Annotated in this window: 18 protein-coding genes and 1 tRNA gene; 11 read left to right on the forward strand and 8 right to left on the reverse strand. The window is 66.3% G+C overall.

Annotated features, from left to right (window positions below):
* Positions 1-50: 50 nt before the first annotated feature.
* Positions 51-1160, reverse strand: coding sequence for a peptide chain release factor 2 (gene prfB / locus RM25_RS05995; protein ID WP_013160865.1), 1110 nt, complete (start codon positions 1158-1160; stop codon positions 51-53).
* A 94-nt stretch (positions 1161-1254) separates the two neighbouring features.
* Between prfB and RM25_RS06000 the strand changes: the two genes are divergently transcribed.
* Positions 1255-1716 carry a GatB/YqeY domain-containing protein gene (locus RM25_RS06000; RefSeq protein WP_013160864.1) on the forward strand — a complete coding sequence of 154 codons (462 nt, stop codon included), beginning with the start codon at positions 1255-1257 and terminating at the stop codon, positions 1714-1716.
* Positions 1717-1756: 40 nt separating this feature from the next.
* Positions 1757-1830 (forward strand) — tRNA-Val (locus RM25_RS06005).
* A gap of 74 nt (positions 1831-1904) precedes the next feature.
* On the opposite strand, the gene RM25_RS06010 is transcribed toward RM25_RS06005, so the two are convergent.
* Positions 1905-2711: a fructosamine kinase family protein gene (locus tag RM25_RS06010; protein WP_044636184.1), complete on the reverse strand. Its 807-nt coding sequence runs from the start codon at positions 2709-2711 to the stop codon at positions 1905-1907.
* Positions 2712-3014: 303 nt separating this feature from the next.
* Between RM25_RS06010 and gabT the strand changes: the two genes are divergently transcribed.
* On the forward strand, positions 3015-4352 hold the full coding sequence (gene gabT / locus RM25_RS06015) for a 4-aminobutyrate--2-oxoglutarate transaminase (protein ID WP_013160862.1): 1338 nt from the start codon (positions 3015-3017) through the stop codon (positions 4350-4352).
* Positions 4353-4530: 178 nt separating this feature from the next.
* On the opposite strand, the gene RM25_RS06020 is transcribed toward gabT, so the two are convergent.
* The 3 genes from RM25_RS06020 to RM25_RS06030 form a co-directional block, all read right to left on the reverse strand.
* Positions 4531-5391: a carbon-nitrogen hydrolase family protein gene (locus RM25_RS06020; RefSeq protein WP_171035496.1), complete on the reverse strand. Its 861-nt coding sequence runs from the start codon at positions 5389-5391 to the stop codon at positions 4531-4533.
* Positions 5388-6779 carry an APC family permease gene (locus RM25_RS06025; protein WP_013160859.1) on the reverse strand — a complete coding sequence of 464 codons (1392 nt, stop codon included), beginning with the start codon at positions 6777-6779 and terminating at the stop codon, positions 5388-5390. Before RM25_RS06025 ends, RM25_RS06020 begins: the two co-directional genes overlap by 4 nt.
* Before the next feature lie 272 nt (positions 6780-7051).
* Positions 7052-7504 carry an Hsp20/alpha crystallin family protein gene (locus tag RM25_RS06030; protein ID WP_044636185.1) on the reverse strand — a complete coding sequence of 151 codons (453 nt, stop codon included), beginning with the start codon at positions 7502-7504 and terminating at the stop codon, positions 7052-7054.
* A gap of 249 nt (positions 7505-7753) precedes the next feature.
* On the opposite strand from RM25_RS06030, the gene RM25_RS06035 reads away from it, so the two are divergent.
* Positions 7754-9547 (forward strand): ABC transporter ATP-binding protein, encoded by a 1794-nt coding sequence (locus tag RM25_RS06035; protein ID WP_044636186.1) that lies wholly within the window; start codon positions 7754-7756, stop codon positions 9545-9547.
* 34 nt (positions 9548-9581) lie between these two features.
* Here the strand turns inward: RM25_RS06035 and RM25_RS06040 are convergent, their stop codons facing one another.
* Together RM25_RS06040 and aceE are read right to left on the reverse strand one after the other, a co-directional pair.
* Complete coding sequence (locus RM25_RS06040; protein ID WP_013160856.1) at positions 9582-10007, reverse strand: DUF3052 domain-containing protein; 426 nt, start codon at positions 10005-10007, stop codon at positions 9582-9584.
* Between the two features lie 101 nt (positions 10008-10108).
* On the reverse strand, positions 10109-12856 hold the full coding sequence (aceE, locus tag RM25_RS06045; RefSeq protein WP_013160855.1) for a pyruvate dehydrogenase (acetyl-transferring), homodimeric type: 2748 nt from the start codon (positions 12854-12856) through the stop codon (positions 10109-10111).
* A gap of 254 nt (positions 12857-13110) precedes the next feature.
* Here aceE and RM25_RS06050 point away from each other — a divergent pair, with 254 nt between their 5' ends.
* From RM25_RS06050 to RM25_RS06075, 6 genes are all read left to right on the forward strand, one after another.
* Complete coding sequence (locus RM25_RS06050; RefSeq protein ID WP_044636187.1) at positions 13111-14307, forward strand: amino acid aminotransferase; 1197 nt, start codon at positions 13111-13113, stop codon at positions 14305-14307.
* Positions 14308-14392: 85 nt separating this feature from the next.
* Positions 14393-15607, forward strand: a complete 1215-nt coding sequence (locus RM25_RS06055) for a PucR family transcriptional regulator (RefSeq protein ID WP_044636188.1) — start codon at positions 14393-14395, stop codon at positions 15605-15607.
* A 156-nt stretch (positions 15608-15763) separates the two neighbouring features.
* Positions 15764-16720, forward strand: a complete 957-nt coding sequence (locus RM25_RS06060; RefSeq protein ID WP_013160852.1) for an ACP S-malonyltransferase — start codon at positions 15764-15766, stop codon at positions 16718-16720.
* Positions 16721-16723: 3 nt separating this feature from the next.
* Entirely contained in the window at positions 16724-17728 is a 1005-nt protein-coding gene (locus tag RM25_RS06065) for a beta-ketoacyl-ACP synthase III (RefSeq protein WP_036940729.1), read from the forward strand.
* Positions 17729-17789: 61 nt separating this feature from the next.
* A complete protein-coding gene (locus RM25_RS06070) occupies positions 17790-18041 on the forward strand; it encodes an acyl carrier protein (RefSeq protein WP_013160850.1) in 252 nt (83 codons plus the stop codon).
* 51 nt (positions 18042-18092) lie between these two features.
* Positions 18093-19352, forward strand: coding sequence for a beta-ketoacyl-[acyl-carrier-protein] synthase family protein (locus RM25_RS06075; protein WP_044636189.1), 1260 nt, complete (start codon positions 18093-18095; stop codon positions 19350-19352).
* Positions 19353-19535: 183 nt separating this feature from the next.
* Here the strand turns inward: RM25_RS06075 and RM25_RS06080 are convergent, their stop codons facing one another.
* On the reverse strand, positions 19536-20030 hold the full coding sequence (locus RM25_RS06080) for a DUF3145 domain-containing protein (protein ID WP_013160848.1): 495 nt from the start codon (positions 20028-20030) through the stop codon (positions 19536-19538).
* Between the two features lie 150 nt (positions 20031-20180).
* Here RM25_RS06080 and RM25_RS06085 point away from each other — a divergent pair, with 150 nt between their 5' ends.
* Positions 20181-22160, forward strand: coding sequence for an alpha/beta hydrolase family protein (locus RM25_RS06085; RefSeq protein WP_044636190.1), 1980 nt, complete (start codon positions 20181-20183; stop codon positions 22158-22160).
* The last annotated feature ends 9 nt before the right edge of the window (positions 22161-22169 follow it).

Below are 22169 nucleotides of genomic sequence, written 5' to 3' on the forward strand. Positions count from 1 at the left end.
GCCGGGAGCCACGCTTTCCCCAGATTTCCCCAGCCCCGCAGGAGGAGGCGTCAGGCTGCCTGTTCCTCCTGGCGACGCCACCGGATGCCGCGCTCGATGAAGCCATCAATGTCACCATCGAAGACGTTGTCGGGGCTGCCGCTCTCGAATCCGGTGCGCAGGTCCTTGACCATCTGGTACGGGTGCAGCACATAGGAACGCATCTGGCTGCCCCACGAGTTCCCGTCCGACTTGAGGGCATCCATCTCGGCCTCGCGCTCCTGGCGGGCACGTTCCAGCAGCTTTGCCTGGAGCACGCGCAGTCCCGCGGCCTTGTTCTGGATCTGGGACCGCTCGTTCTGGCAGGTGACGACAATGCCGGTGGGCAGGTGGGTGATCCGCACTGCGGAGTCGGTCGTGTTGACGCCCTGGCCACCGGGGCCGGAGGCGTGGAACACATCGACCCGGATGTCCTTCTCCGGAATGTCGATGTTGTCGGTCTCCTCCACCACCGGCAACACCTCCACGCCGGCAAAGCTGGTCTGGCGGCGTCCCTGGTTGTCGAAGGGGCTGATGCGCACCAGGCGGTGCGTGCCCTGCTCCACGGACAACGTGCCGTATGCGTAGGGCGACTTCACCGTGAAGGTCGCGGACTTGATGCCGGCCTCCTCGGCGTAGCTGATGTCGTAGACCTCGTAGCTGTATGCGTGGCGCTCCGCCCACCGCTCGTACATGCGCAGCAGCATCGCCGCGAAGTCGGCGGCATCGACGCCCCCGGCCTCCGAGCGGATGGTCACCAGTGCGTCGCGCTCGTCGTATTCGCCCGACAGCAGGGTCTGCACCTCAAGGGTGTCGATCTCATCGGCCAGCGTGGCGATTTCCTTCTCGGCCTCCTGGGCCGTGTCGGCATCGCTCTCCTCACTGGCGAGCTCGAGCAGCGTGCTCGCGTCGTCGAGGCGCGAACGCAGGGTCTGCACCTTTTCCACGCTGGACTGCAGCCGTGACAATCGGGACGTCACGGACTGTGCATGCTCCTGGTCGTTCCACAGGTCGGGAGCCGACGCTTCGGTTTCCAGCTCTTCGATCTGCTTGTTCTTGGCAGGCACGTCAACGACCGCTTCGATCGAGCTGAGCGACTTGTTGAGCTGGGAAAGGTGTTCGGTTAGTTCATCGAGGGCCACGATCAGGAATTCTACCGGGTCGCCCTAGTGGGAGAATGAACGCTGACAAGGCAGCCGCCCGGTCGAACGCCAACGGCAGCAATCGGAAGGAACCATGGCAGCGCTCAAGGACCAGCTCAAGAAGGATCTCGTGGTGGCGATGAAGGCCCACGACGAGACGGCCAAGACGACAATCCGGATGGCCGTGGCCGCCATCATGAACGCAGAGGTGGCCGGTAAGGCCCACGAGCTGAGTGACGAGGAAGAGCTCAAGATCCTCACCCGCGAGGTGCACACCCGGGAGGAATCCGCCGAGACCTATGCTGCGGCCGGACGTGAGGAGCTCGCCGCCAAGGAGAGCGCCGAGGCCGAATTGCTCAAGAAGTACCTGCCCGAGCAGTTGGACGCCGCACAGTTGCAGCAGATCGTCGATGACGTGGTGGCGCAGGCATCGACCGACGGCAAGCCGACCATGAAGCAGATGGGCCAGCTGGTGCGGGCGGCCAACGAGCAGGTGAAGGGCCGCGCCGAGGGCAAGGCCGTCGCAGACCTGGTCAGGAAGGCGATCACCGGCTGAGCGCCCTGAGCCGCTAGACTCTCGCAGGTCCCGGCTCTTCGGGCGCATAGCTCAGTTGGTTAGAGCGCGTGCCTTACAAGCACGATGTCGGCGGTTCGAGTCCGTCTGCGCCCACCCCTGCTTTCCCCCTCTTGCCTTTCCCCCTCTTGCCCCCGGCATCTCCCGTGCCCGGGCACATTTGGCTTTTCTCAGGCATATTGCCCGGCGAGTTCCAGCGCCGACGCGGTGTAGCCACCCCCGAAGAGCACCGCGTGCATGATGATCATCGTCAGCTGGTGGAGTGCGATGCGTTCCTGCCAGCCTGCGGCCAACGCCGACTCGGCGTCATAGCCCGCATAGACCTCCGACAGGCGGGGGAAACCGAAGACGGACAGGGCCGCCAGGTCGGTCTCGGCGTGGCCGCCGTGCGCCATCGGATCGATCAGGGTGGCGCCGGTGGCTCCCCCGTCATACATCGCGTTGCCGGCCCACAGGTCGCCGTGCAGGCGCGCCACCGACTGCCCCCGGGCCTGGAGCAGGGCGGGTTGGGGCACATCGAAGTCCCCCTTGCGAAGGCGACGCGAGACGGCGTCGAAGGTCCTGACCTGATCGGAGTTGATCGTGCCGGCATCGCGCAGGCGCCGCGCAAAGACGTCGATGCGGTATTGCGCATAGAACTCACCCCAGGTGGCGGGTGCCTGTCGCTGGTCGGTGACCAGCGGGGTCCGCGAGCGTCCCACCCAGTCAGGTCCGGGCCATCCGACGGGCGGCGCTCCCCACCACGGCGCACCCGCCGCATGCATGTGGGCCAGGCTGGCGCCCATCAGGGCGGCATCGCGCGATGTGGGCGAGCTCTCCTGGACCCGCCCGATGACGAGTTCCTGCCGATCCACGCTGATCACCGGCGCGATGTGGGTTCCGCCGTCGGGCTCGGCCTGCGCCAGCCAGCGCAACCCTGCCGCCTCGCCGGCCAGATTGTCGGTGCCCCGATTGTGCTTGGTGAAGGTCGTGGTCATGCCACGAACATAGGGCCTCACGGCGATCGTGTCGGCAACCGCGGCCGGCAGGGCCAGCCGTGAGCGCCCCTTCCGGGGCTCGGATTCCCAGTGCCCGATTCCCAGTGCCCCGATGCCCGGCGTCCCGGGTGCGGGGCGGGAGGAGGCGCAGTGAACCGCCTTTGTTACAGGCGGGTTACTGCCCACCGCATTCCATCGACTGAGGACGGTTGGCGACCACACCATCAGGTGCCAGTATTTGTTGTCGTGCCCTAGTGCGGCACGTGCATGCCCAGGATCACCAGTTGCGGAAAGAAGTCACGGATGTCAGATCCCGTCTATCACCTGCCCCAGGAGCGCAAGCTCGTCACCTCGTTGCCCGGGCCGAGTTCACGCAAGATCGAAGCGAGGCGCGACGCCGTGGTGGCCAAGGGCGTCTCCTCCTCGGCCCCGTTCTATGTGGACAAGGCCGATGGCGGCGTCATCGTTGACGCCGATGGCAACTCCATCATTGACCTGGGTGCCGGAATCGCCGTCACCAGCGTGGGCGCCTCGGCTCCCAGGGTCGTGGAAAATGTCCAGAAGGCCGTGGCGAACTTCACCCACTCGAGCTTCGCCACCACCCCCTACGAGGGTTACGTGGCAGTCTGTGAGCAGCTTGCCGAACTGACCCCCGGTTCCTTCGCCAAGAAGACCGTCCTGGTCAATTCCGGCGCCGAGGCCGTGGAGAACGCGGTGAAGGTGGCCCGCCACTACACCGGACGCGACGCCGTGGCAGTGGCCGAGAACGCCTTCCACGGCCGCACCAACCTCACGATGGCCATGACCTCCAAGGCCATGCCCTACAAGACCGGATTCGGCCCCTTCGCCCCGGAGATCTACCACTTCCCCGCGAGCTATCCCTTCCAGGAGCCCACGCCGCTGACCGGCGAGCAGGCCGCCCAGCGTGCCATCGACTACCTCGAGACGCGGGTGGGCGCCGACCACCTCGCATGCCTGGTGCACGAGCCCATCCAGGGCGAGGGCGGCTTCATCGTGCCCGAACCCGGCTACCTTCCTGCCCTGCAGGCCTGGTGCCGCGCCCATGGCATCGTCTTCGTCATCGACGAGATCCAGTCGGGCTTCTGCCGCTCCGGAAAGTGGTTCGCCAGCGAGTACGAGGGCCTGGAACCGGATGTGATCACCACCGCCAAGGCACTCGGCGGCGGCCTTCCGATTGCGGCCTGCACCGGACGCGCCGACATCATGGACTCCGCACAGGCCGGCGGCCTGGGCGGCACCTACGGCGGCAACCCGATTTCATGTGCCGCCAGCCTCGGTGCCATCGCCACCATGAAGGAATGGGACCTTCCCAACCGTGCGCAGGCCATCGAGACCGAGATCCGGGCCAAGCTCGGCGATCTGGTGAACGACCCCGCCTCCTGTGTCGGCGAGCTGCGCGGCCACGGCGCCATGATGGCACTTGAGTTCGTGGCACCCGGCACCCGCACCCCCGACGCCGCCAAGGCGAAGCAGGTGGTCAGTGACCTGCTCTCTGAGGGCGTGCTCATGCTCACCTGCGGCATCAACGGCAACTGCGTGCGCTTCCTGCCGTCACTGGTGATCCCGATCCCGTTGCTCGACGAGGCACTCGACCTGCTGGTGAAGGCCATCAAGGCCTGACCCGGGGCCACCCAGGACCTGCGAGCACACCAGGCTGCGCACAGCAATTCAGCGGGGCCGGCACCTAGGGGTGCCGGCCCCGCTGAATTGCGTCAGGGATCCGACCAGTGGGCGGGCGCTGCGTTCAGCGCAGCTGCGCCAGCCGCGATTCGGCCAGCTCAGTCACGAATCCGCCAGCTCAGTCACGATTCCAGCGTGTGGGGTCGATGCGACCGCCGTAGGCCGGCAGCTCCACCGGCTGGTCCCCGGAGTGGAAGAAGGCCCACGGGCGGGTGACCCCGGCCGTGCCCTCGGCGCGAGCGCGACGCACACGCTGCGTGGACACCTCACACACCATGTCCGCCGGGGCGTCGTCCCCGATCTCGGCGAGGGTCTCACCCTCGGGCCCGAAGAATGCCGACAACCCGCGACCCACCGGCGCAGCCGCATTGACGCTCAGGAAGTTGACCTGGTTGACGATGGCATTCGCCCGGGCCATGACCATTTCCTGGGGTCGATCGGGCGTGGTGGTCTTGACGACATTGATGATCGTCTCGGCCCCCAGCCACGCAAGATTGCGGCTCACCTCGGGAAACCATGAATCGAAGCAGATGCACAGCCCCATGCGACCCGCCCCGGGAACGTCAAAGACCGCAAAGTCCTGCCCCGGCGTGAACGGCTCGAGTGGGCGCCAGGGAAAGATCTTGCGATATGTGGCCGCCACCTCCCCGTCGGGGCGAATGGCCAGTGCGGTGTTGAACAGTTCCCCCGACGGGCCGCGCTCGCAGACCGTGCCGGGCACCAACCAGACGCCCAGGCCCGCGGCGAGCTGACGTAGCCAGGTGACCCTGGGACCGTCGAGCGGCTCGGCTGCCTGCTGGTAGGCCTTCGTGCGGGCCCGGTCGGGCTGTCCGTCCGCGAACAGGTGCATCTCGGGAAATACCAGCATGCCGCCATCGGGGGTCTTGGTGAGCATTGCGGAACAGGCCTGCTCGAACAGCTCCCGGGGGGCGTCGATCGCAAGCGGCGCCGCCTGGGAGGCGACAACGGTGAGACTCACGCGGCAAGCTCCTCCACTTCGGTTGAGTCGGTCATCTCGGGCGGCGGGCGGTGGAAGCCATGGGTGAGCCCCACGAGCACGCAGATCCCGATGAACAGCCATGTTCCACCCACCAACAGCGCCGGCAGGTCCAATTCGGTGATCAGGTAGATCACGACCAGGGCGCCGAGGGCGGGGACCACATAGCCCGTCAGGGGGTTGACATGCTCGCCGCGTGCGATCTGACGACGCGTCAGCGAGATGGCCGACACATTGACCATGGTAAACGCGATGAATGCACCGAAGTTGATGAAGGACGTGGAGGTGCTGATGTCGAGGAAGCAGCCGATGATCCCCACTGCGGCCACCACGAGAATCGCGTTGATCGGCGTGTTCGTGCGGGGCGACAACCTACCGAAGAAGCGCTTGGGCAGGACGCCGTCACGACCCATCGCGAACATCAGCCGCGAGGCGGACGCCTGGGCGGCGATCCCCGACGCGAACTGCCCGACGATCAGCCCCACCAGGAACACAGTGGACAGGAAGGCGCCCCCGATGGCCTTCGCGATCTCGAAGGCGGCCGAGTCGATGTCGAGCACCTGCACCAGCGGATGCACCAGCTCGGTGGCATAGGTGGCCACCACGAAGATGCCGCCGCCCACCAGGGCAGTGAGCATGATGGCCCGCGGGATCGTGCGCTTGGCGTCCACCGTCTCCTCGGTGAGCGTTGTCACCGCGTCGAAGCCGAGGAAGGAATAGGCGGCCGTCGCAGCCCCGGCCGACAGCGCCAACACGTCGAAGGGCTTTCCGGTGAAGGGCGTGAGGCTCAGCAATTGTTGTCCATGGTGCGCCACTGCATAGATGGAGAAGGCCACGAACAGGGCAATCACCAGCACCTCGATGGCGAGCAGCACCAGGTTCGCGTGGTCGGCGACCTTGATGCCCACGATGTTCAGCCCGCTGGTGATCACGATGAATCCCGCGATCCACACCGGATCGGGGATGGCCGGGAACTGGGCGTTCAGATACGAGGCACCGATCAGCCAGATCACCATCGGGATGAAGACATAGTCGAGCATCGATCCCCAGCCGACCAGGAAGCCGAGGTGGTTGCTGACCATCTTGCGCACATAGGTGTAGGCGGAGCCGGCCATGGGCACCTCGTGCGACAGCCGACCATAGCTGGTGGCGGTGAGCAGCATCGCCAACATCGCGATCAGATATGACCCTGCGGTGCCGCCGTTCGACTTCTGCGAGATCACCCCGAATGTGCCCAGCACGATGATCGGAGCAAGATAGGCCAGCCCGAACGCCAGGACCGAGTGGAGCCTCAGCTCACGTCGGAATGTCACCGGATGCCCGGGTCCACCGGCACGCGTTGCAGCGGTCGGAGTATCTGTCATCGCCATCTCCCACTCCTTCTGCCGGAGGACTGCCTCGTCAGGGGTTCGGACGGGGGCACAGAAACGACCGGTGCGGTTGACATTAGGCGCCGGTGGCTGCGGATCCGATGGCGATCACGGTGCACGGATGTCACGTGGCTGAAACATTGGCAGACTAGTCGGACCATCCGGACGCGGCGGCGTCATGGCATGCAGAAGGGCCCGCACTCGCACGATGGCGAGGTACGGGCCCTGCACGGTTGGTCACTGCCCGGGGCAGTGACCAACGAAACCTTCGATTACTTGTCCTGTTCCCCCGACTCGACGCTCGGCTGGCTGGCCGATGTCGTGACCTCGATCTTGCGAGGCTTGGCATCCTCGGCCACCGGAATGGTCAGGGTCAGGACGCCGTCGGAGTAGTCGGCGTTGATCCTGCTGAGATCCAGGCCCGGCCCCAACGTCAACTGGCGCGCATAGGTGCCGTAGCTACGCTCGCGGCTGACCCAGTGGCTCTTGTCGTCCTTGTGCACCTGCTCAGCCTTGCGCTCGGCACGCACGCTCAGGGTGCGGTCGTCGACGTCGATGTCGATCGTGGCGGGATCAACCCCCGGCAGGTCCATCTTTGCGACGAACTGGTCGCCATCGCGGTACAGGTCAAGCGGCATATAGCGCGTATCCGGGCCGACCGTCTTGGCCATCTGGTTGAAGAACCTGTCCATCTCGCGGAATGGGTTGTAGATCGCAGTGCTCATTGTCATCCTCTTTGCTCTCGCAGTGCGTCCCGGGGGTCTCCCGGAACCGGTTGCTCCTGATGCGTCACGCGTGCGAAGCCTTCGGCCCCGCGCGTTCCGCTTACATATTGGGTAACCGAGACTCAACTTCGATTATTCCCCCTGAGTCCGAAAGACTCAACCCTGATCCCGATTCTCGGGGCGGTAGGGTTTCGCGACGCCCTTGAGCGGGGCCATAAGATCGCTTCGTTCGGCTCAGGAGGCACCCCCATGCGCAGTCTCGGGCGCATTCTCGCCCACGTCGCCAATCTGTGGCCGTGGTATCTCGGCATCGTCATCTGTTCACTCGCCTCGGCAGGCACGGCCCTGGCAGTGCCCTTCGTCCTGCGCTCGGTGACCGACCTGGTCGTGGCGGCGGTGAATACCCACGCAGTCGACCTCGGCGCCGTCGTGCAGCTTGCCGCGGTGCTGCTGGCCTTCGATCTGGCGAACACGGTCACCTCGAACATCGGCGGTTATCTGGGCGACAACATGGCCATGCGACTGCGTGCCGGACTCAGCAAGCGCTACTTCGATAAGCTCCTCGGCCTGCCCCAGCGCTATTTCGACGACGAACTGAGCGGCACCATCATCGGGCGGCTGTCACGCTCCATCACCGAGATCACCCAGTTCATGCAGTCGTTCTCCAACAACTTCTTCCCGATGCTGCTCACCGTGGGCGCGGTGCTGGTGATCACGGCCCACTATTCGGTGTGGATCTCGCTGCTGCTCCTGGCGATCTTCCCGCTGTACGTGTTCTTCACCGCACTCACCTCCCGACGCTGGCAGCGCTTCGAGCGGCGAAAGAATGCCCACGTCGACCAGGCCAGCGGGCGCTTCGCCGAGGTGATCTCCCAGATGCGCGTGGTGAAGAGCTTCGTGCAGGAGAGGCGCGAATACTCCGGCTTCTCGCGTCACTATGACCGCACCGTTGCGCTGACCAGGCCCCAGTCGAGGTGGTGGCACAGCATGGACGTGGTGCGACGCGGCGTGCTCAACGTGGTGTTCTTCGTGATCTACCTCATCATCTTCCTTGGCACCGCCCGGTCGGTCTACTCGCTGGGCACCATGGTCATGCTGGTGCAGATGGTGGGCATGGCGCGCCAACCGGCCACGATGATGAGCTTCTTCGTGGACCAATCCCAACGCGCGGTCGCGGGCTCACGCGATTACTTCGAGGTGCTGGCCCAACCCAGCGAACACGACTGGAAGCACGAGGACGCCCCGGCGCCCGCCCTGATCGACGCGGACGCGCCCATGATCAGTTTCCGGGACATCGGCTTCGGCTATGGCCAGGGTCCCGACGTGGTCGAGCACATCAGCTTCGATGTGGCCCGCGGTGAGCGGCTGGCCCTGGTCAGCGAATCCGGTGGCGGCAAGACCACCCTCGTCAGCCTGCTGATGGGCCTGTACCGACCCCGGCAGGGTCAGATCCTGGTCGGCGGACACGACACCTCCACCCTCGGCGTCACGCAATTGCGCGCCCAGGTGGGCGTGGTCTTCCAGGAACCGCTGCTGTTCAGCGGCACCGTGAGCGAGAACATCGCCTATGCCGATCCGGACGTGGCGGACCAGCAGATTCGTGATGCCGCAAAGCGCGCGAACGCCGATGCCTTCATCCGCGCCCTTCCCCATGGCTATGCCTCGGTGGTGGGTGAGCGGGGGCTCAAGCTGTCCGGCGGTCAGAAGCAGCGCATCGCGGTGGCACGGGCAATGATCAAGGATGCGCCGATCCTGGTGCTCGACGAGGCCACCAGCGCCTTGGACAGCCGTGCCGAGCAAGCAGTGCAGAACGGCCTGGAGCAGCTGATGGAGGGGCGCACCAGCATCATCATCGCCCACCGGCTGTCAACGATCGCCACCGTGGACAGGATCGTCACGATGCGTGGCGGCCGGGTGGACGAGATCGGCAGTCCGGCCGAGCTGGCTGCCAGTGGCGGCATCTATGCGCAGCTGTTGGCCCTGCAGGCCTCCGGGCGCCGGCGTGATCGTCGTCGCCTCAAGGAGTTCGACATCACGCACTGACCGCGCCGGTCCGGTGGCCGGTCCGCAGTGTGGGTCAGCGCCGCCCGTGGTGGGGACGCACGACCCGCGTGGCCTGCCAGTCATCGGCCACGTCGACCGCGCTGGTGAGGGTGAGGCCGGCGACCTCGGCACCCTCGGAGAGCTCTGAGGGCTCCACGTAGCCGGGACGTCCGATCTTGGGGGTGAAGAGCCAGATATAACCGTTGTTGCCCATGTCACGCATCGCGTCGACCAGGGAGTCCGCAACGTCGGTGTCGTTGCGCTGCCACAGCAGCACTACATCGACGGCCTCCACGGAATCCTCGACGAGATCGCCATCAATGGCATCCATGATGTCGGCCCGCAGGTCTTCATCAACGTCGTCATCCCATCCGAGCTCTTGGACGATGAGGCCCGGCTCAAGTTTGAGTTGCTCTACTCCCTCGGTGGACGAGGGAGCCCTTCTGGTGGTTCCACCCATGGCTCTACTTCACCACATAGGCTCCGCGGAACTCCACCCGGCGCGGCGCGGCGCCGCGCCGGGTGGAGGCCTTCACGACGGAATGGCCACCTTTTCCGGGGTCAGGACTCACCTCCGGCGGTGTCCTCCTCGGTGGCATGCACGTCCAGCAGCTGGTACTTGTTGAACGCCTCAGCAGCCTTCGAGGGATCGATCTCGCCCCGCCTGGCCAGCGTCTGCAGGGTGCGCACCACCAGTGAGGCCGCATCAATGTGCAGATGGCGGCGCGCCGCCGGCCGGGTATCGGAGAAGCCGAAGCCGTCGGCACCCAGGGTCACATAGTCGGTGGGCACCCACTCGCGGATCTGGTCCTGTACGGCGCGCATGTAGTCGCTGGTCGCCAGTACCGGCCCGGGACGCCCCGCCAGCTTCTGCGTGACGAATGGCGTGCGCACGGGCAGCTCGGGATGCAGGAACGCCTGCTCGTCGCATTCCAGGCCATCGCGGCGCAGCTCACCCCAACTGGTGACGCTCCAGACATCGGCCACGACGCCCCAGTCCTCCTTGAGCAGGCGCTGGGCCTCCAGGGCCCACGGAACGCCGACACCGGAGGCAAGGAGCTGGGCATGGGGCGCGTTCGCGTCACCGTCACCCTCGTTGATCAGGTGCATGCCCTTGACGATGCCCTCGATATCGGCATCCTCGGGCTCTGCGGGCTGCTGCATGGGCTCGTTGTAGGCCGTGATGTAGTACGAGATGTCCTCGGGATCGTCGCCATACATGCGGCGCAGTCCATCGCGCACGATGTGGGCGATCTCATAGCCGTAGCAGGGGTCATAGCTGACCAGCGCCGTGTTGGTGCTCACCAGGATGGGCGAGTGGCCATCCATGTGCTGGGTGCCCTCGCCGGTCAGCGTCGTGCGACCCGCGGTGGCGGCCAGGTAGAAGCCACGGGCCAGCTGGTCGGCGGCCGCCCACATGAAGTCGCCGGTGCGCTGGTAGCCGAACATCGAGTAGAACATGTAGATCGGCACCATCGGCTGGCCATGGGTCGCATAGCTCGTGCCCGCCGCCGTGAACGCACCCACCGAGCCGGCCTCGTTGATGCCGGTGTGCATGATCTGCCCGTTCTTGGCCTCGCGGTAGCTCAGCATCAGGTCATGGTCCACCGGCGTGTACTGCTGGCCGTTGGGGTTGTAGATCTTGATCGTGGGGAAGAAGGAATCCATGCCGAAGGTGCGTCCCTCGTCGGGCAGGATCGGCACGACGAAGGGGGCGAAGTCCCGCTCGCGCATGAGGTCCTTCAGCAGGCGCACGAAGGCCATCGTGGAGGCCACCTTCTGGTGACCCGACCCCTTGCGCACCGACTTGTAGGCCTTGTCGCCGGGCAACGGCAACTTCTTGCCGGTGGTGCGCCGCTCGGGTAGGAAGCCGCCCAACTTGCGACGGCGATCCATCATGTATTCCATCGCGTCGGAGTTGTCGGGCTCCTTGTAGTACGGCGGCAGGTAGGGATCCGCCTCGATCTGGGCATCACTCACCGGGATGTCACAGCGGTCGCGCAGGCCCTTGAGGTCGTCGATCGCGAGCTTCTTCATCTGGTGGGTCGCGTTGCGGCCGGCAAAGTGGCTTCCCAGGAAATAGCCCTTGATGGTGTGCATCAGGATCACGGTGGGGGCACCGTTGAACTCGGTGGCGGCCTTGTAGGCGTTGTAGATCTTCAGGTAGTCGTGGCCGCCGCGACGCAGCGACCAGATCTGGTCGTTGCTCCAGTCCGCGACCATCGCGGCGGTGCGCGGATCCTTGCCGAAGAAGTGCTCACGCACCCAGGCGCCGTCGTTGGCCTTCATCGTCTGGTAGTCACCATCCTTGGTGACGTTCATGAGGTTCACCAACGCGCCGTCGGTGTCGGCCTCCAGGAGCGGGTCCCAGTTGGAGCCCCAGATGACCTTGATCACATTCCATCCGGCGCCCCGGAAGAAGGCCTCGAGCTCCTGGATGATCTTGCCGTTGCCCCGCACGGGACCGTCGAGCCGCTGCAGATTGCAGTTGATCACATAGGTGAGGTTGTCGAGCCCCTCATTGGCCGCGAGCTGCAGGGCGCCGCGCGCCTCGGGCTCGTCCATCTCGCCGTCGCCGAGGAACGCCCAGACGTGCTGCTGGCTGGTGTCCTTGATGCCGCGGTTGCCCAGGTAGCGGTTGAACTGCGCCTGGTAGATGGCATTGAGCGGGCCGATGCCCATCGATACCGTCGGGAACTCCCAGAAGTCGGGCATGCGACGGGGGTGGGGGTAGCTGGGCAGGCCGCGTCCGCCCATCGGCTTCGAGTACTCCTGGCGGAATCCGTCCAGGTCGGCTTCGGACAGGCGTCCCTCCATGAAGGCACGGGCATACATGCCGGGGCTGCCGTGGCCCTGGAAGTAGATCTGGTCGCCGCCGCCGGGATGGTCCTTGCCCCGCCAGAAGTGGTTCATGCCCACTTCGTAGAGCTGGACGGAGCTTGCATAGGTGGAGATGTGTCCGCCCACGCCCACTCCCGGACGCTGCTGACGGTGCACCACCATGGCCGAGTTCCACCGCAGCATGTGGCGTACCCGCTGCTCGAGGTCCTCGTCACCGGGGTAGGCCACCTGCTCAGCCGGCGGGATGGTGTTCACGTAGTCAGTCGACACCAGCGACGGGATGCCGATCTGCCGGGCGCGAGCCTGCTCGTTCAGCTTCAGCATCACGTAGCGGGCACGGTTGCGGCCATCCGCATCGATCATGCCGTCCAACGAGTCCTGCCATTCACGGGTCTCTTCGGGATCCGTATCGGGAAGATTCGTTGGCAGTCCATTGAGAATCGGACCGGGTTGCTCGCGAGGAATCACTGTCGTCCTTCCATCTGGGCTGACGGCAGCGACCTTTGCTGCCCGTCATTCATCATTCAACCTGACCACCCCGCAGGCCACAACCGGATTCCTCCAGGTGGGGCGATTCAGCCGAGGGCGCATGGCCCTGTGAGCCGGGCCCCGGGCACGCACAGGCATGGTTGGGAATGGTGCGCGACGATGATCCGCTGGGCGGCCACGGCGGTCCGGTTGTCAGGACACCGATAACATCGCAGCGACGAAAGGGATGGACCATGTCACTGTTCGCCGCGGTAGAAGCGACGCCGAACGATCCGATTTTTGGACTCACCGACAAGTTCAACCGGGACACCGACCCCCACAAGGTCAACCTCGGCGTGGGCATGTACCAGGACGACGACGGGCGCGTCCCGCTGCTGGAGAGCGTCAGGATCGCGGAGGAACGCCTCGCCCGGGCCGCGAAGCCGGCGACCTATCCCCCGATGGACGGACTCCCCGACTACAACGCCGATGCACAGCGCGTGGTCTTCGGCGCCGATTCCGAGGCCGTGGCCTCGGGTCGGGTGGTCACCGGACAGTCGCTCGGCGGCACCGGCGGACTCACGCTGGCCGCTGACGTCTACGGCAGCGTCTCCCCCAACCACAAGGCGTTGGTCTCCACGCCCACGTGGGCGAACCACATCGCGATCATGCGCCATGCCGGATACGACGTGGGCAAGTACGCCTATTACGACGGCCGGACCGGCGTCGACATCGACGGCCTCCTGTCCGACCTGTCGGGGGCGGAGCCCGGCACGATGGTCATCATGCACGAGTGCTGTCACAACCCCACCGGATACGACCTCACCCGCAGCCAGTGGGACGCGGTCACCGAGGCGGTCCGGCAGCGCGGGTTGATGCTGCTCATCGACATGGCCTACCAGGGATTCAGCCAGGGCCTCGACGAGGACGCCGAAACCATCCGCCGCCTTGCCGCCGCGGGACTCACCTTCATGGTGTCGAGCTCGTTCTCCAAGAACTTCTCGCTGTACGGCGAACGCGTGGGCGCGGTGCACTTCGTGTGCGCCGATGCCGATGAGGCCGCCCGCGTGCGCACCAGGGTCAAGACTGCCGCCCGCGAGGACTACTCCACTCCCCCGTTGCACGGGGCACAGGTGGTGCGCACGGTGCTGCAGGACGAGCAACTGCGCGACACCTGGACCGACGAGGTGTCGACCATGCGTGAGCGCATCAAGAAGATGCGCACCGGCCTGGTCGACGGGCTGCGTGCCGCCGGGGTCACCGACATGGACTTCATCAGCGACCAGGCCGGCATGTTCAGCTACTCCGGCCTGGACAAGGCCCAGATGGAGGAGCTGCGCGCGGTGCACCATGTCTATGGCACCGATGCGGGACGCATCTGCGTGGCCGCGCTCAATTCACGCAACATCGATCACGTGGTGGCGGCGATTGCCGCTGTGCGGGGTCAGTGAATACCTCGTGCCCGCCCAGTGACCGGCCCTGCATGACACCGGCCGGCCGGCGGGCCACACGCTTGACGCGCCCCGGGCGTGCGTCATGACCGGCGGACTGCCGCCGGTGCTCAGCGACCAGCGTCGCGCCACCATCACCGCGCACCTGGTCGCCCACAGCGGGGAGTTGACCACCCGCGTCGTGGAGGCGATCCAGTCCCGCCACAGTTGGTTCACCCGCCTGGGGGCCGAGGAACGCAGCTGGATCACGGTGGTGGCCCGGGCAGGTATCGACAACTTCATCAGTTGGTTCGCCGACGACGCCAAGGCCGACGTGAACCCCGGTTCCTTGTTCAACGCCGCTCCCCGCGCGCTGACCCGCAAGGTCTCGTTGCACCAGACCGTGGACCTCGTGCGCACCACCGTTGACGTGGTGGGCGAGCAGATCAACGAGCTCGTGCCGCCGCAGGAGCGTCGGGCCCTCGAGCTGGCCATCGTCTACTTCTCCCGCGACGTGGCGTTCGCCGCGGCGGAGCTCTATGCCCGGGCCGCCGAGCTGCGTGGCGGGTGGGATGAGCGCATGGAGGCGCTCATCATCGACGCCGTGGTGCGTGGTGAGGCCGACGACATGGTGGTCTCCCGCGCCTCGGCACTGGGATGGCACAGCCAGGGCGCCGTCATGGTGGTCGTCGGCCCCTCCGCGGCGGGCGCCGACCTCGAGTCCTATCGACATGCCGCAGAAGCGCTGGGCCTGGCGGTCCTCGCCTCACGGCAGGGCGGACGCGTGATCCTCATCGGCAGCGGGGAGCAGCTCACGGACCGCGACGCCGCCCTGGCGCTGGTTGCCCGGTTGGAGTCACGCTTCGGCGTCGGGAACATCATCGTCGGGCCATTGGCCCCGGACCTGGCGAATGCCAACAGGGCTGCCCGCACCGCACTGGCAGCGGCCCGCGTCGCCTATGCATGGCCGGACTGCCCCCGCGTGGCAAGCTCTGCACAGCTGCTGCCCGAGCGGGCCCTGGCGAACCAGGACGATGCGCGCGAGGCGCTCCTGGAGGAGATCTACAAGCCGCTGGCCGACGCGGGCGGCGAGCTGCTCCATACGGCCGCGAGCTTCCTGGAGCACGGCTCACTCGAGGCGACCGCACGCAGCCTGTTCATCCATCCCAACACCGTGCGCTATCGCCTCAAGCGGATCGCCCAGACCACGGGGAACTCACTGACCAATCCCCGGCAGGCCTATGTGTTGAGGCTGGCGATCACCCTGGGAAGGCTTGCGGAGGGCCAGGAGGAGGGCGCGAACGCCCGGATGCATCGCTGAGGCCTGGCGACACCCGAGCCAGCCGTTCGCACAAAGAAACCCCTCCCAGCTGACCGTCCCCACGGATCATGTTGTAGGAAACCTACAATCCGTGATGGTAGATTTTCGTCGCGCCCAATGCCGGGTTCGAACGACACCGCAGAGGAAGATGGTCAAGTGCTTGCAATCGTCGCGCCCGGTCAGGGCGCCCAGACGCCGGGTTTCCTGAACCCCTGGCTCGAGATCCCGGAGTTCGCCGAGGGCCTGTCCTCCCTGTCGGAGGCAACCGGCCTCGACCTGGTGGAGCTGGGCACCACGGCCGACGCCGAGGCCATCAAGGACACTGCGGTGGCCCAGCCCCTGCTGATGGGTGCCGGACTGTACGCCGGACTCGCCCTCAACACGGAGTCGGAGCACGGCGCCTTCGCGCTGGCCGACGTCGTGGCCGGACACAGCGTCGGGGAGATCACGGCGGCCGCCGGCGTCGGAGTGTTGGATCATGCCCAGGCAGCCGTGTTCATCCGTGAGCGCGGCCGGGGCATGGCGGCCGCATCAGCAGCACATGCCACCGGCATGGCGGCAGTGATCGCCGGAAAGCCCGACGAGGTGCTGGCCGCGATCCGGGATGCGGGACTGACGGCGGCGAACTACAACGGACGGGGCCAGATCGTCGCCTCGGGATCGTTGGAGAACATTGCCAGGCTGCGCGCCAATCCCCCGGCTCGTGCCCGGGTGATCCCGCTCAAGGTCGCAGGAGCCTTCCACACCGACTACATGGCCTCTGCCCAGCCGAAGCTCGCGGAGCTCGCGGACACGATGGTCACCCACGATCCGATCACGAGGCTGCTGTCCAATGCGGACGGAGCCGTGGTGGATTCGGGGCACGAATACCTGCGCCACCTCGTGCAGCAGGTCACCATTCCGGTGCGTTGGGACCTCTGCATGGCTACCATGCAGAGGATCGGCGTGACCGGCCTGCTCGAACTCACACCAGCGAAGACGCTCACCGGTATTGCGAAACGCAACCTTCCCGGCGTCGCGTTGTTCAATCTCAATACGCCCGACCAACTGTCCGATGCGCTCACCTTCTGCCGCGAGCACGCCGGACGAGTACTTGAGCCCCAGGAGGCCTGAGGGATGACCACTCTGAAAACTTCTACCGGCGCGCAGTATGCCCGGATTCTGGGCACCGGTTCGCACCGTGGCTCCCGGGTGGTGACCAACGAAGAGATGTGCACCATGATCGATTCCACCCCGGAATGGATCGAGCAGCGCACCGGAATCCGCGAGCGCCGCTGGGCCACCAAGGACGAGACGGTGCTGTCCATGGCCACCGACGCCGGCCGCAAGGCCCTTGACATGGCCGGGGTGAAGCCCGAACAGGTGGGCGCCATCATCGTGTCGACCGTGTCGCACCACATTCCCTCGCCGGGGTTGTCGGACTACCTTGCCGAAGAGCTGGGCTGCCCTGCTCCCGCGACCTTCGACATCTCCGCCGCCTGCGCCGGATTCTGCTACGCCCTGACGCTGGCCGAATCCATCGTGCGCGCCGGCCATGCCGGCAAGGACGGCTTCGTGCTGATCGTCGGCGTCGAGCGCCTCAGCGATATGACGAACATGGACGACCGCGGCACCGCCTTCCTGTTCGGCGATGGCGCCGGTGCCGCCGTGGTGGGACCCTCCGACACGCCTGCCATCGGGCCGGCCGTGTGGGGCTCCAAGCCGGCGAACGTGAAGACCATCGAGATCCAGTCGTGGACCGAGGCGGACAAGAACCCGACCGGTTTCCCCCTGATCCAGATGGATGGGCACACCGTGTTCAAGTGGGCGCTGTCGGAGGTTGCCGACCATGCCGCCGAGGCGATCGACGCGGCGGGCATCACCCCCGAACAGCTCGACATCTTCCTGCCCCACCAGGCAAACGACCGCATCACCGATGCGATCATCCGTCACCTGCACCTGCCCGACAGCGTGTCGGTGTGCCGCGACATCGCCGAGATGGGCAACACCTCTGGGGCGTCGATTCCGATTGCCATGGATGCGATGATCCGCGAAGGCCGGGCCAAGAGCGGCCAGACCGCCCTGATCATCGGTTTCGGCGCGGGTCTTGTCTACGCCGGCCAGGTAGTCGTTCTACCCTGACTCAAAGCCCGGATCCGATTCCGGACTCCTATCCCAAGTAACTCACCAGAAAGGCGCCACCATGGCCACCAATCAGGAAATTCTCAGCAAGATCGCCGAAATCGTCAACGACGTTGCCGGTGTTCCCGTGGAGGACGTGAAGCCCGAGAAGAGCTTCGTCGATGACCTTGACATCGACTCGTTGTCGATGGTCGAGATCGTCTACTCCCTGCAGGAGGCGTTCAGCGTCGATATCCCCGACGACGACGTCAAGAGCCTGCGCACCGTGCAGGACGCCGTCGACTACATCGAAAAGGCACAAAAGAAGGCCTGAGCCCCCGCTCGGGACCAATTCTTCGATGCCATTCCACTGGAGGAAATCTGCATGACCACTGTTGTCATCACCGGGCTGGGTGCCCTCACACCTCTCGGTAACGACGTGGCGACCACTTGGCAAGGACTGCGCGAAGGGCGCAGTGGAATCGGCGTCATCGACGAGGATTGGGCCTCCGAGCTCCCCGTTCACATCGCCGGTTCGTCCCTGGTGGATGTCACCTCGCACCTGAGCCACGTCGAGATCCGGCGCATGGACCGATCGAGCCAGCTGGCCGTCATCGCCGCCCAGCAGGCGTGGGAGGACGCGGGATTCACCTTCGCCCCCCAGAACGAGACGGATCCCGAGCGCGTCGGCGTGGCCGTGGGCACCGGTATCGGCGGCCTGGAGACCACCGTGTCGCAATGGGACCTCGTGCGCGACGGGAAGCGGCGCAGGGTGAGCCCCTTTGCCGTACCGGCACTCATGCCGAATGCCTCCGCCGCGAACTGCGGACTGCGGATCGGCGCCAAGGCCGCCGTGCATGCCACGGTCTCGGCCTGTGCGTCAAGCAATGAGGCGATCTCGCTGGGCATCGACATGATCCGGCTGGGACGCACCGACATCGTGCTCGCCGGCGGTGACGAGGCCGTGGTGCATCCGCTGACCATGGTGGCCTTCTCGCAGATGCAGGCGCTGTCGAAGCGCAACGACGAGCCCCAGCGTGCCTCACGGCCCTGGGACCGCAACCGCGATGGCTTCGTGCTCTCGGAGGGTGCGGTGATGCTCGTGCTCGAGTCGCTCGAATCGGCAACGGCGCGCGGGGCCAGGATCTACGGAACGCTGGCCGGATCGGGCATCAGCGCCGACTCCTACGACATGGTGAAGCCCGAGCCCAGCGGCGCGGGACAGATGGCGGCCATGCGCAAGGCCCTGGTGGATGCCGACCTCACGCCGGCCGATATCTGCCATATCAACGCGCACGCGACCTCCACCCAGGCCGGGGACACCACCGAGGCGCACGGGATTCGTTCCCTGCTCGGTGACGACGCCGACCATGTGGTGGTCACCAGCACCAAGTCGATGACCGGGCACCTGCTCGGCGCCGCCGGGGCGTTGGAGACGATGGCCACGGTGCTGGCACTGCGTGACCGGGTGTCGCCGCCGACGATCAACCTCGATGATCCGGAGGACGATCTGCGCATCGACATCGCCGCCAACACGGCCCGTCCGCTGCCCGCCAGCGGCCGGCTGGCCGCGCTGAACAATTCGTTCGGCTTCGGTGGGCACAATGTGGCCGTCGCCGTGACCAATGACAATGTGACCCAGTAACCCGGTGGTGGGCCCCCCCACGTGGTGGGGCCGCATTCATCAGGAAGCGCCGGGGTGGTGCGATCGACTGATCGCACCACCCCGGCGCTTCTGTTGCCTTGCTGTTCACCCCGCCTGCTGTTCACCCGGTCTGCGGTTCACCCCGTGCGCCAACCGCACGGCCACCCGCGACGGGCGGACCGCTCAGACGGCGCGGGTCAACCAGCGCACCGGTGCGTCCTCGCTGGCGTGGCGGAAGACGTCGAGTTCCTCGTCCCAGGCGGTTCCCAGCAGGTCGTCAAGCGATGCCCGCAGGTCGTGGCCGGGGCTGCGGTCTGCCAGCGCGTCCCGCAGCCGGTTCTCCGCGACCTGGATGTTCCCGGCCGCATCGGTACCGGTGTGGAAGATGCCCAGGGAGGGCGTGAACGCATAGCGCTCCCCCATATCGGGGTTGGCGTCCTGGGTCACTTCGAAGCGAAGCTCACGACACCTCAACAACGCCGAGACGATCTGGGCACACGCGCCCTCGGGCGCCTGCCAGATCAGCTCGGTGCGCATGGTTCCGGGCTGCGCGGGCTGGCGCGTCCAGTCGGGACTGATGCGGTGGCCCAGCACCGCCCCGATCGCCCACTCAATATGTGGGCACAACGCACCCACCGCGGAGTGGATGAAGATCACGCCGCGTGTCTGGTTTCCCATGCCGGCTCCTCTCGTCGCTCAGGTGTGCCTTCCCCAGCAGCCTGCAGACGATGCCTGACATGGTTTTTCGGTTCTTCCCAGATTGTGCCCCACCGGGCAGCCAGTTGCCAGTTCGCTCCCGGCGCAGATGGCCTCGCTAGGGTTGCGATCATGACCACTGCGCCGCAACACCAGGGACCGACCGTTGCCGACTACGGAGCCTGGAGCTCTCCCCTGACTCCGGCCGAGACCGTGGCGGCCGGCGTCACGCTGCGCGAATTCGGCTCCGACGGCGACGACCTGTACTGGCTGGAGTCCGCGTCCGATGACGTGGCCCGCCTCAGCCTGCTGCGCAGCCGCGACGGGCAGATCGTCGAGATCACCGCCGCTCCGATGAATGTGCGCACCCGGGTCTACGAGTACGGGGGTGGCTCCTGGGGAGCACGTCAGGGCACCGTGGCCTGGAGTGACGACACGAGTGGCCAGGTGATGGCCACCAGCCTGGGCGGTCTCACGATGGCCATCACGCCGGTTGATCCGAACTACCGCTACGCCGCCTTCGTGCCGGTGCCCGAACACGAGTGCATCGTGTGTGTCCGCGAGGACCATTCGGCACCCGGCGAGCCCATCCTGACCATTGCCGCCCTGGCCTGGCCCACGGACGACGTGGTGCCCCATGCCGGCACGGTGCTGGTCGAGGGCGCCGATTTCTATGCGGACCCCACCGTCAACGAGGACGGTTCCATCGCCTGGATCGAATGGAACCAACCGGCGATGGCCTGGGATGCCAGCGCCCTGCGTGCCGGCACCCTGGTTTCCATTCCCGAGCTCGCCGTCATGCATGTGCACACGGTGTTCGATGGGCAGCATGATCCCGGCAGCCCCGTGTCGATCCAGCATCCCAAGTGGGCCTCCGACGGGCGGCTGCTGTTCATGAGCGATGCCGCGGGCTACTGGAACCTCCACATGTGGACGCCCACCCGCGGCATCCGCCAGCTGGTGGACGAGGCGGCCGACGGGGACCTTCCCATGTGGCAGCAGGGTCGTTCCGCCTTCGCCCTGTCGGGGGGCTGGATCTATTACGCATCGTGGGATGCCGGCATCTGTTCGTTGAGCCGGGTGCCGGCCCACGGTGGGGCCAGCGAGGCCCTCACGAGCGTCTCGGACGTGGATGGACTGGCGAGCGTTGGGGGAACCGCATACGCCCTGGTGACGCGACCCAATGCACCTGCCGCGGTGGTCAGCATCGGTGCGGAGGGCATGCGCATTGAGCACAGTCCCGGGGTGCTCCCGGATCCGAAGATCACCTCCGTGGCACATTCCCTGACCTTCGAGGGAAAGCACGGTCAGGTGCAGAGCTGGTTCTTCGAGCCGCACAATGAGGACTTCGTGGCGCCGGCCGGGCCGCTGCCTCCGGTGATCCTCACCGTGCACGGCGGCCCCACCGGGGTGGCCACCGACGAATATGACCCGCAGGTGCAGTTCTGGACCTCACGCGGCTTCGGCGTGCTGTCGGTGAACTATTCGGGATCGGCCGGCTTCGGTCGGGCATATCGGGAGCGTCTGCGCGGGCAGTGGGGAATCGCCGATGTCGATGACTGCATCGATGCCGCCGAGAGCCTGCTGAGCGCCGACCTGGCCGATCAGTCCAAGATCGCGATCATGGGCGGCAGCGCGGGTGGCTTCACCGTCCTCGCGGCCCTCACCCGCTCGTCGGTCTTCTCAGCCGGCATCTGCCGCTACGGGATCGCCGACCTGGTGGCGATGCAGGAGGGCGGCACCCACAAGTTCGAGGCCACCTACAACGACGGGCTGCTGGGACCGTGGCCACAGGCCCGCAAGGTCTATGAGGAACGCTCGCCCATTCACCACCTGGACCAGCTGCACGCGCCGATGCTCATCCTGCAGGGCCTGGACGACGCCGTCGTGCCCCCACAGCAGGCCGACGAGCTCGCCGCTGCCCTGCGCCAGCGCTCGCTGCCCGTATCGGTGGTCATGTTCGCCGGGGAGGGCCATGGCTTCAGGATGCCCGCAACCAGGACCCGGGTGCTGAATGACTCCCTGAGCTTCCTGTCGCAGCTGTTCGGTTTTCGTCCGGCCGGCACGGTGGAGGCGCTCACCATCGAGAACCTGCCCGGCGCGGCCCACTGACCAGCCGTC

Source organism: Propionibacterium freudenreichii subsp. freudenreichii (assembly GCF_000940845.1).
GTDB lineage: Bacteria > Actinomycetota > Actinomycetes > Propionibacteriales > Propionibacteriaceae > Propionibacterium > Propionibacterium freudenreichii.

Excerpts from the sequence above, each read along its gene's own strand:
- RM25_RS06000 (WP_013160864.1), top strand. The coding sequence starts at position 1,255 with ATGGCAGCGCTCAAGGACCAGCTCAAGAAGGATCTCGTGGTGGCGATG.
- RM25_RS06010 (WP_044636184.1), bottom strand. The coding sequence starts at position 2,711 with ATGACCACGACCTTCACCAAGCACAATCGGGGCACCGACAATCTGGCC.
- RM25_RS06055 (WP_044636188.1), top strand. The coding sequence starts at position 14,393 with ATGACCGGCGGACTGCCGCCGGTGCTCAGCGACCAGCGTCGCGCCACC.
- RM25_RS06080 (WP_013160848.1), bottom strand. The coding sequence starts at position 20,030 with ATGGGAAACCAGACACGCGGCGTGATCTTCATCCACTCCGCGGTGGGT.
- RM25_RS06025 (WP_013160859.1), bottom strand. The coding sequence starts at position 6,779 with ATGGCGATGACAGATACTCCGACCGCTGCAACGCGTGCCGGTGGACCC.
- RM25_RS06085 (WP_044636190.1), top strand. The coding sequence starts at position 20,181 with ATGACCACTGCGCCGCAACACCAGGGACCGACCGTTGCCGACTACGGA.
- RM25_RS06065 (WP_036940729.1), top strand. The coding sequence starts at position 16,724 with ATGACCACTCTGAAAACTTCTACCGGCGCGCAGTATGCCCGGATTCTG.
- RM25_RS06040 (WP_013160856.1), bottom strand. The coding sequence starts at position 10,007 with ATGGGTGGAACCACCAGAAGGGCTCCCTCGTCCACCGAGGGAGTAGAG.
- RM25_RS06035 (WP_044636186.1), top strand. The coding sequence starts at position 7,754 with ATGCGCAGTCTCGGGCGCATTCTCGCCCACGTCGCCAATCTGTGGCCG.
- RM25_RS06050 (WP_044636187.1), top strand. The coding sequence starts at position 13,111 with ATGTCACTGTTCGCCGCGGTAGAAGCGACGCCGAACGATCCGATTTTT.
- RM25_RS06030 (WP_044636185.1), bottom strand. The coding sequence starts at position 7,504 with ATGAGCACTGCGATCTACAACCCATTCCGCGAGATGGACAGGTTCTTC.
- RM25_RS06075 (WP_044636189.1), top strand. The coding sequence starts at position 18,093 with ATGACCACTGTTGTCATCACCGGGCTGGGTGCCCTCACACCTCTCGGT.
- RM25_RS06070 (WP_013160850.1), top strand. The coding sequence starts at position 17,790 with ATGGCCACCAATCAGGAAATTCTCAGCAAGATCGCCGAAATCGTCAAC.
- gabT (WP_013160862.1), top strand. The coding sequence starts at position 3,015 with ATGTCAGATCCCGTCTATCACCTGCCCCAGGAGCGCAAGCTCGTCACC.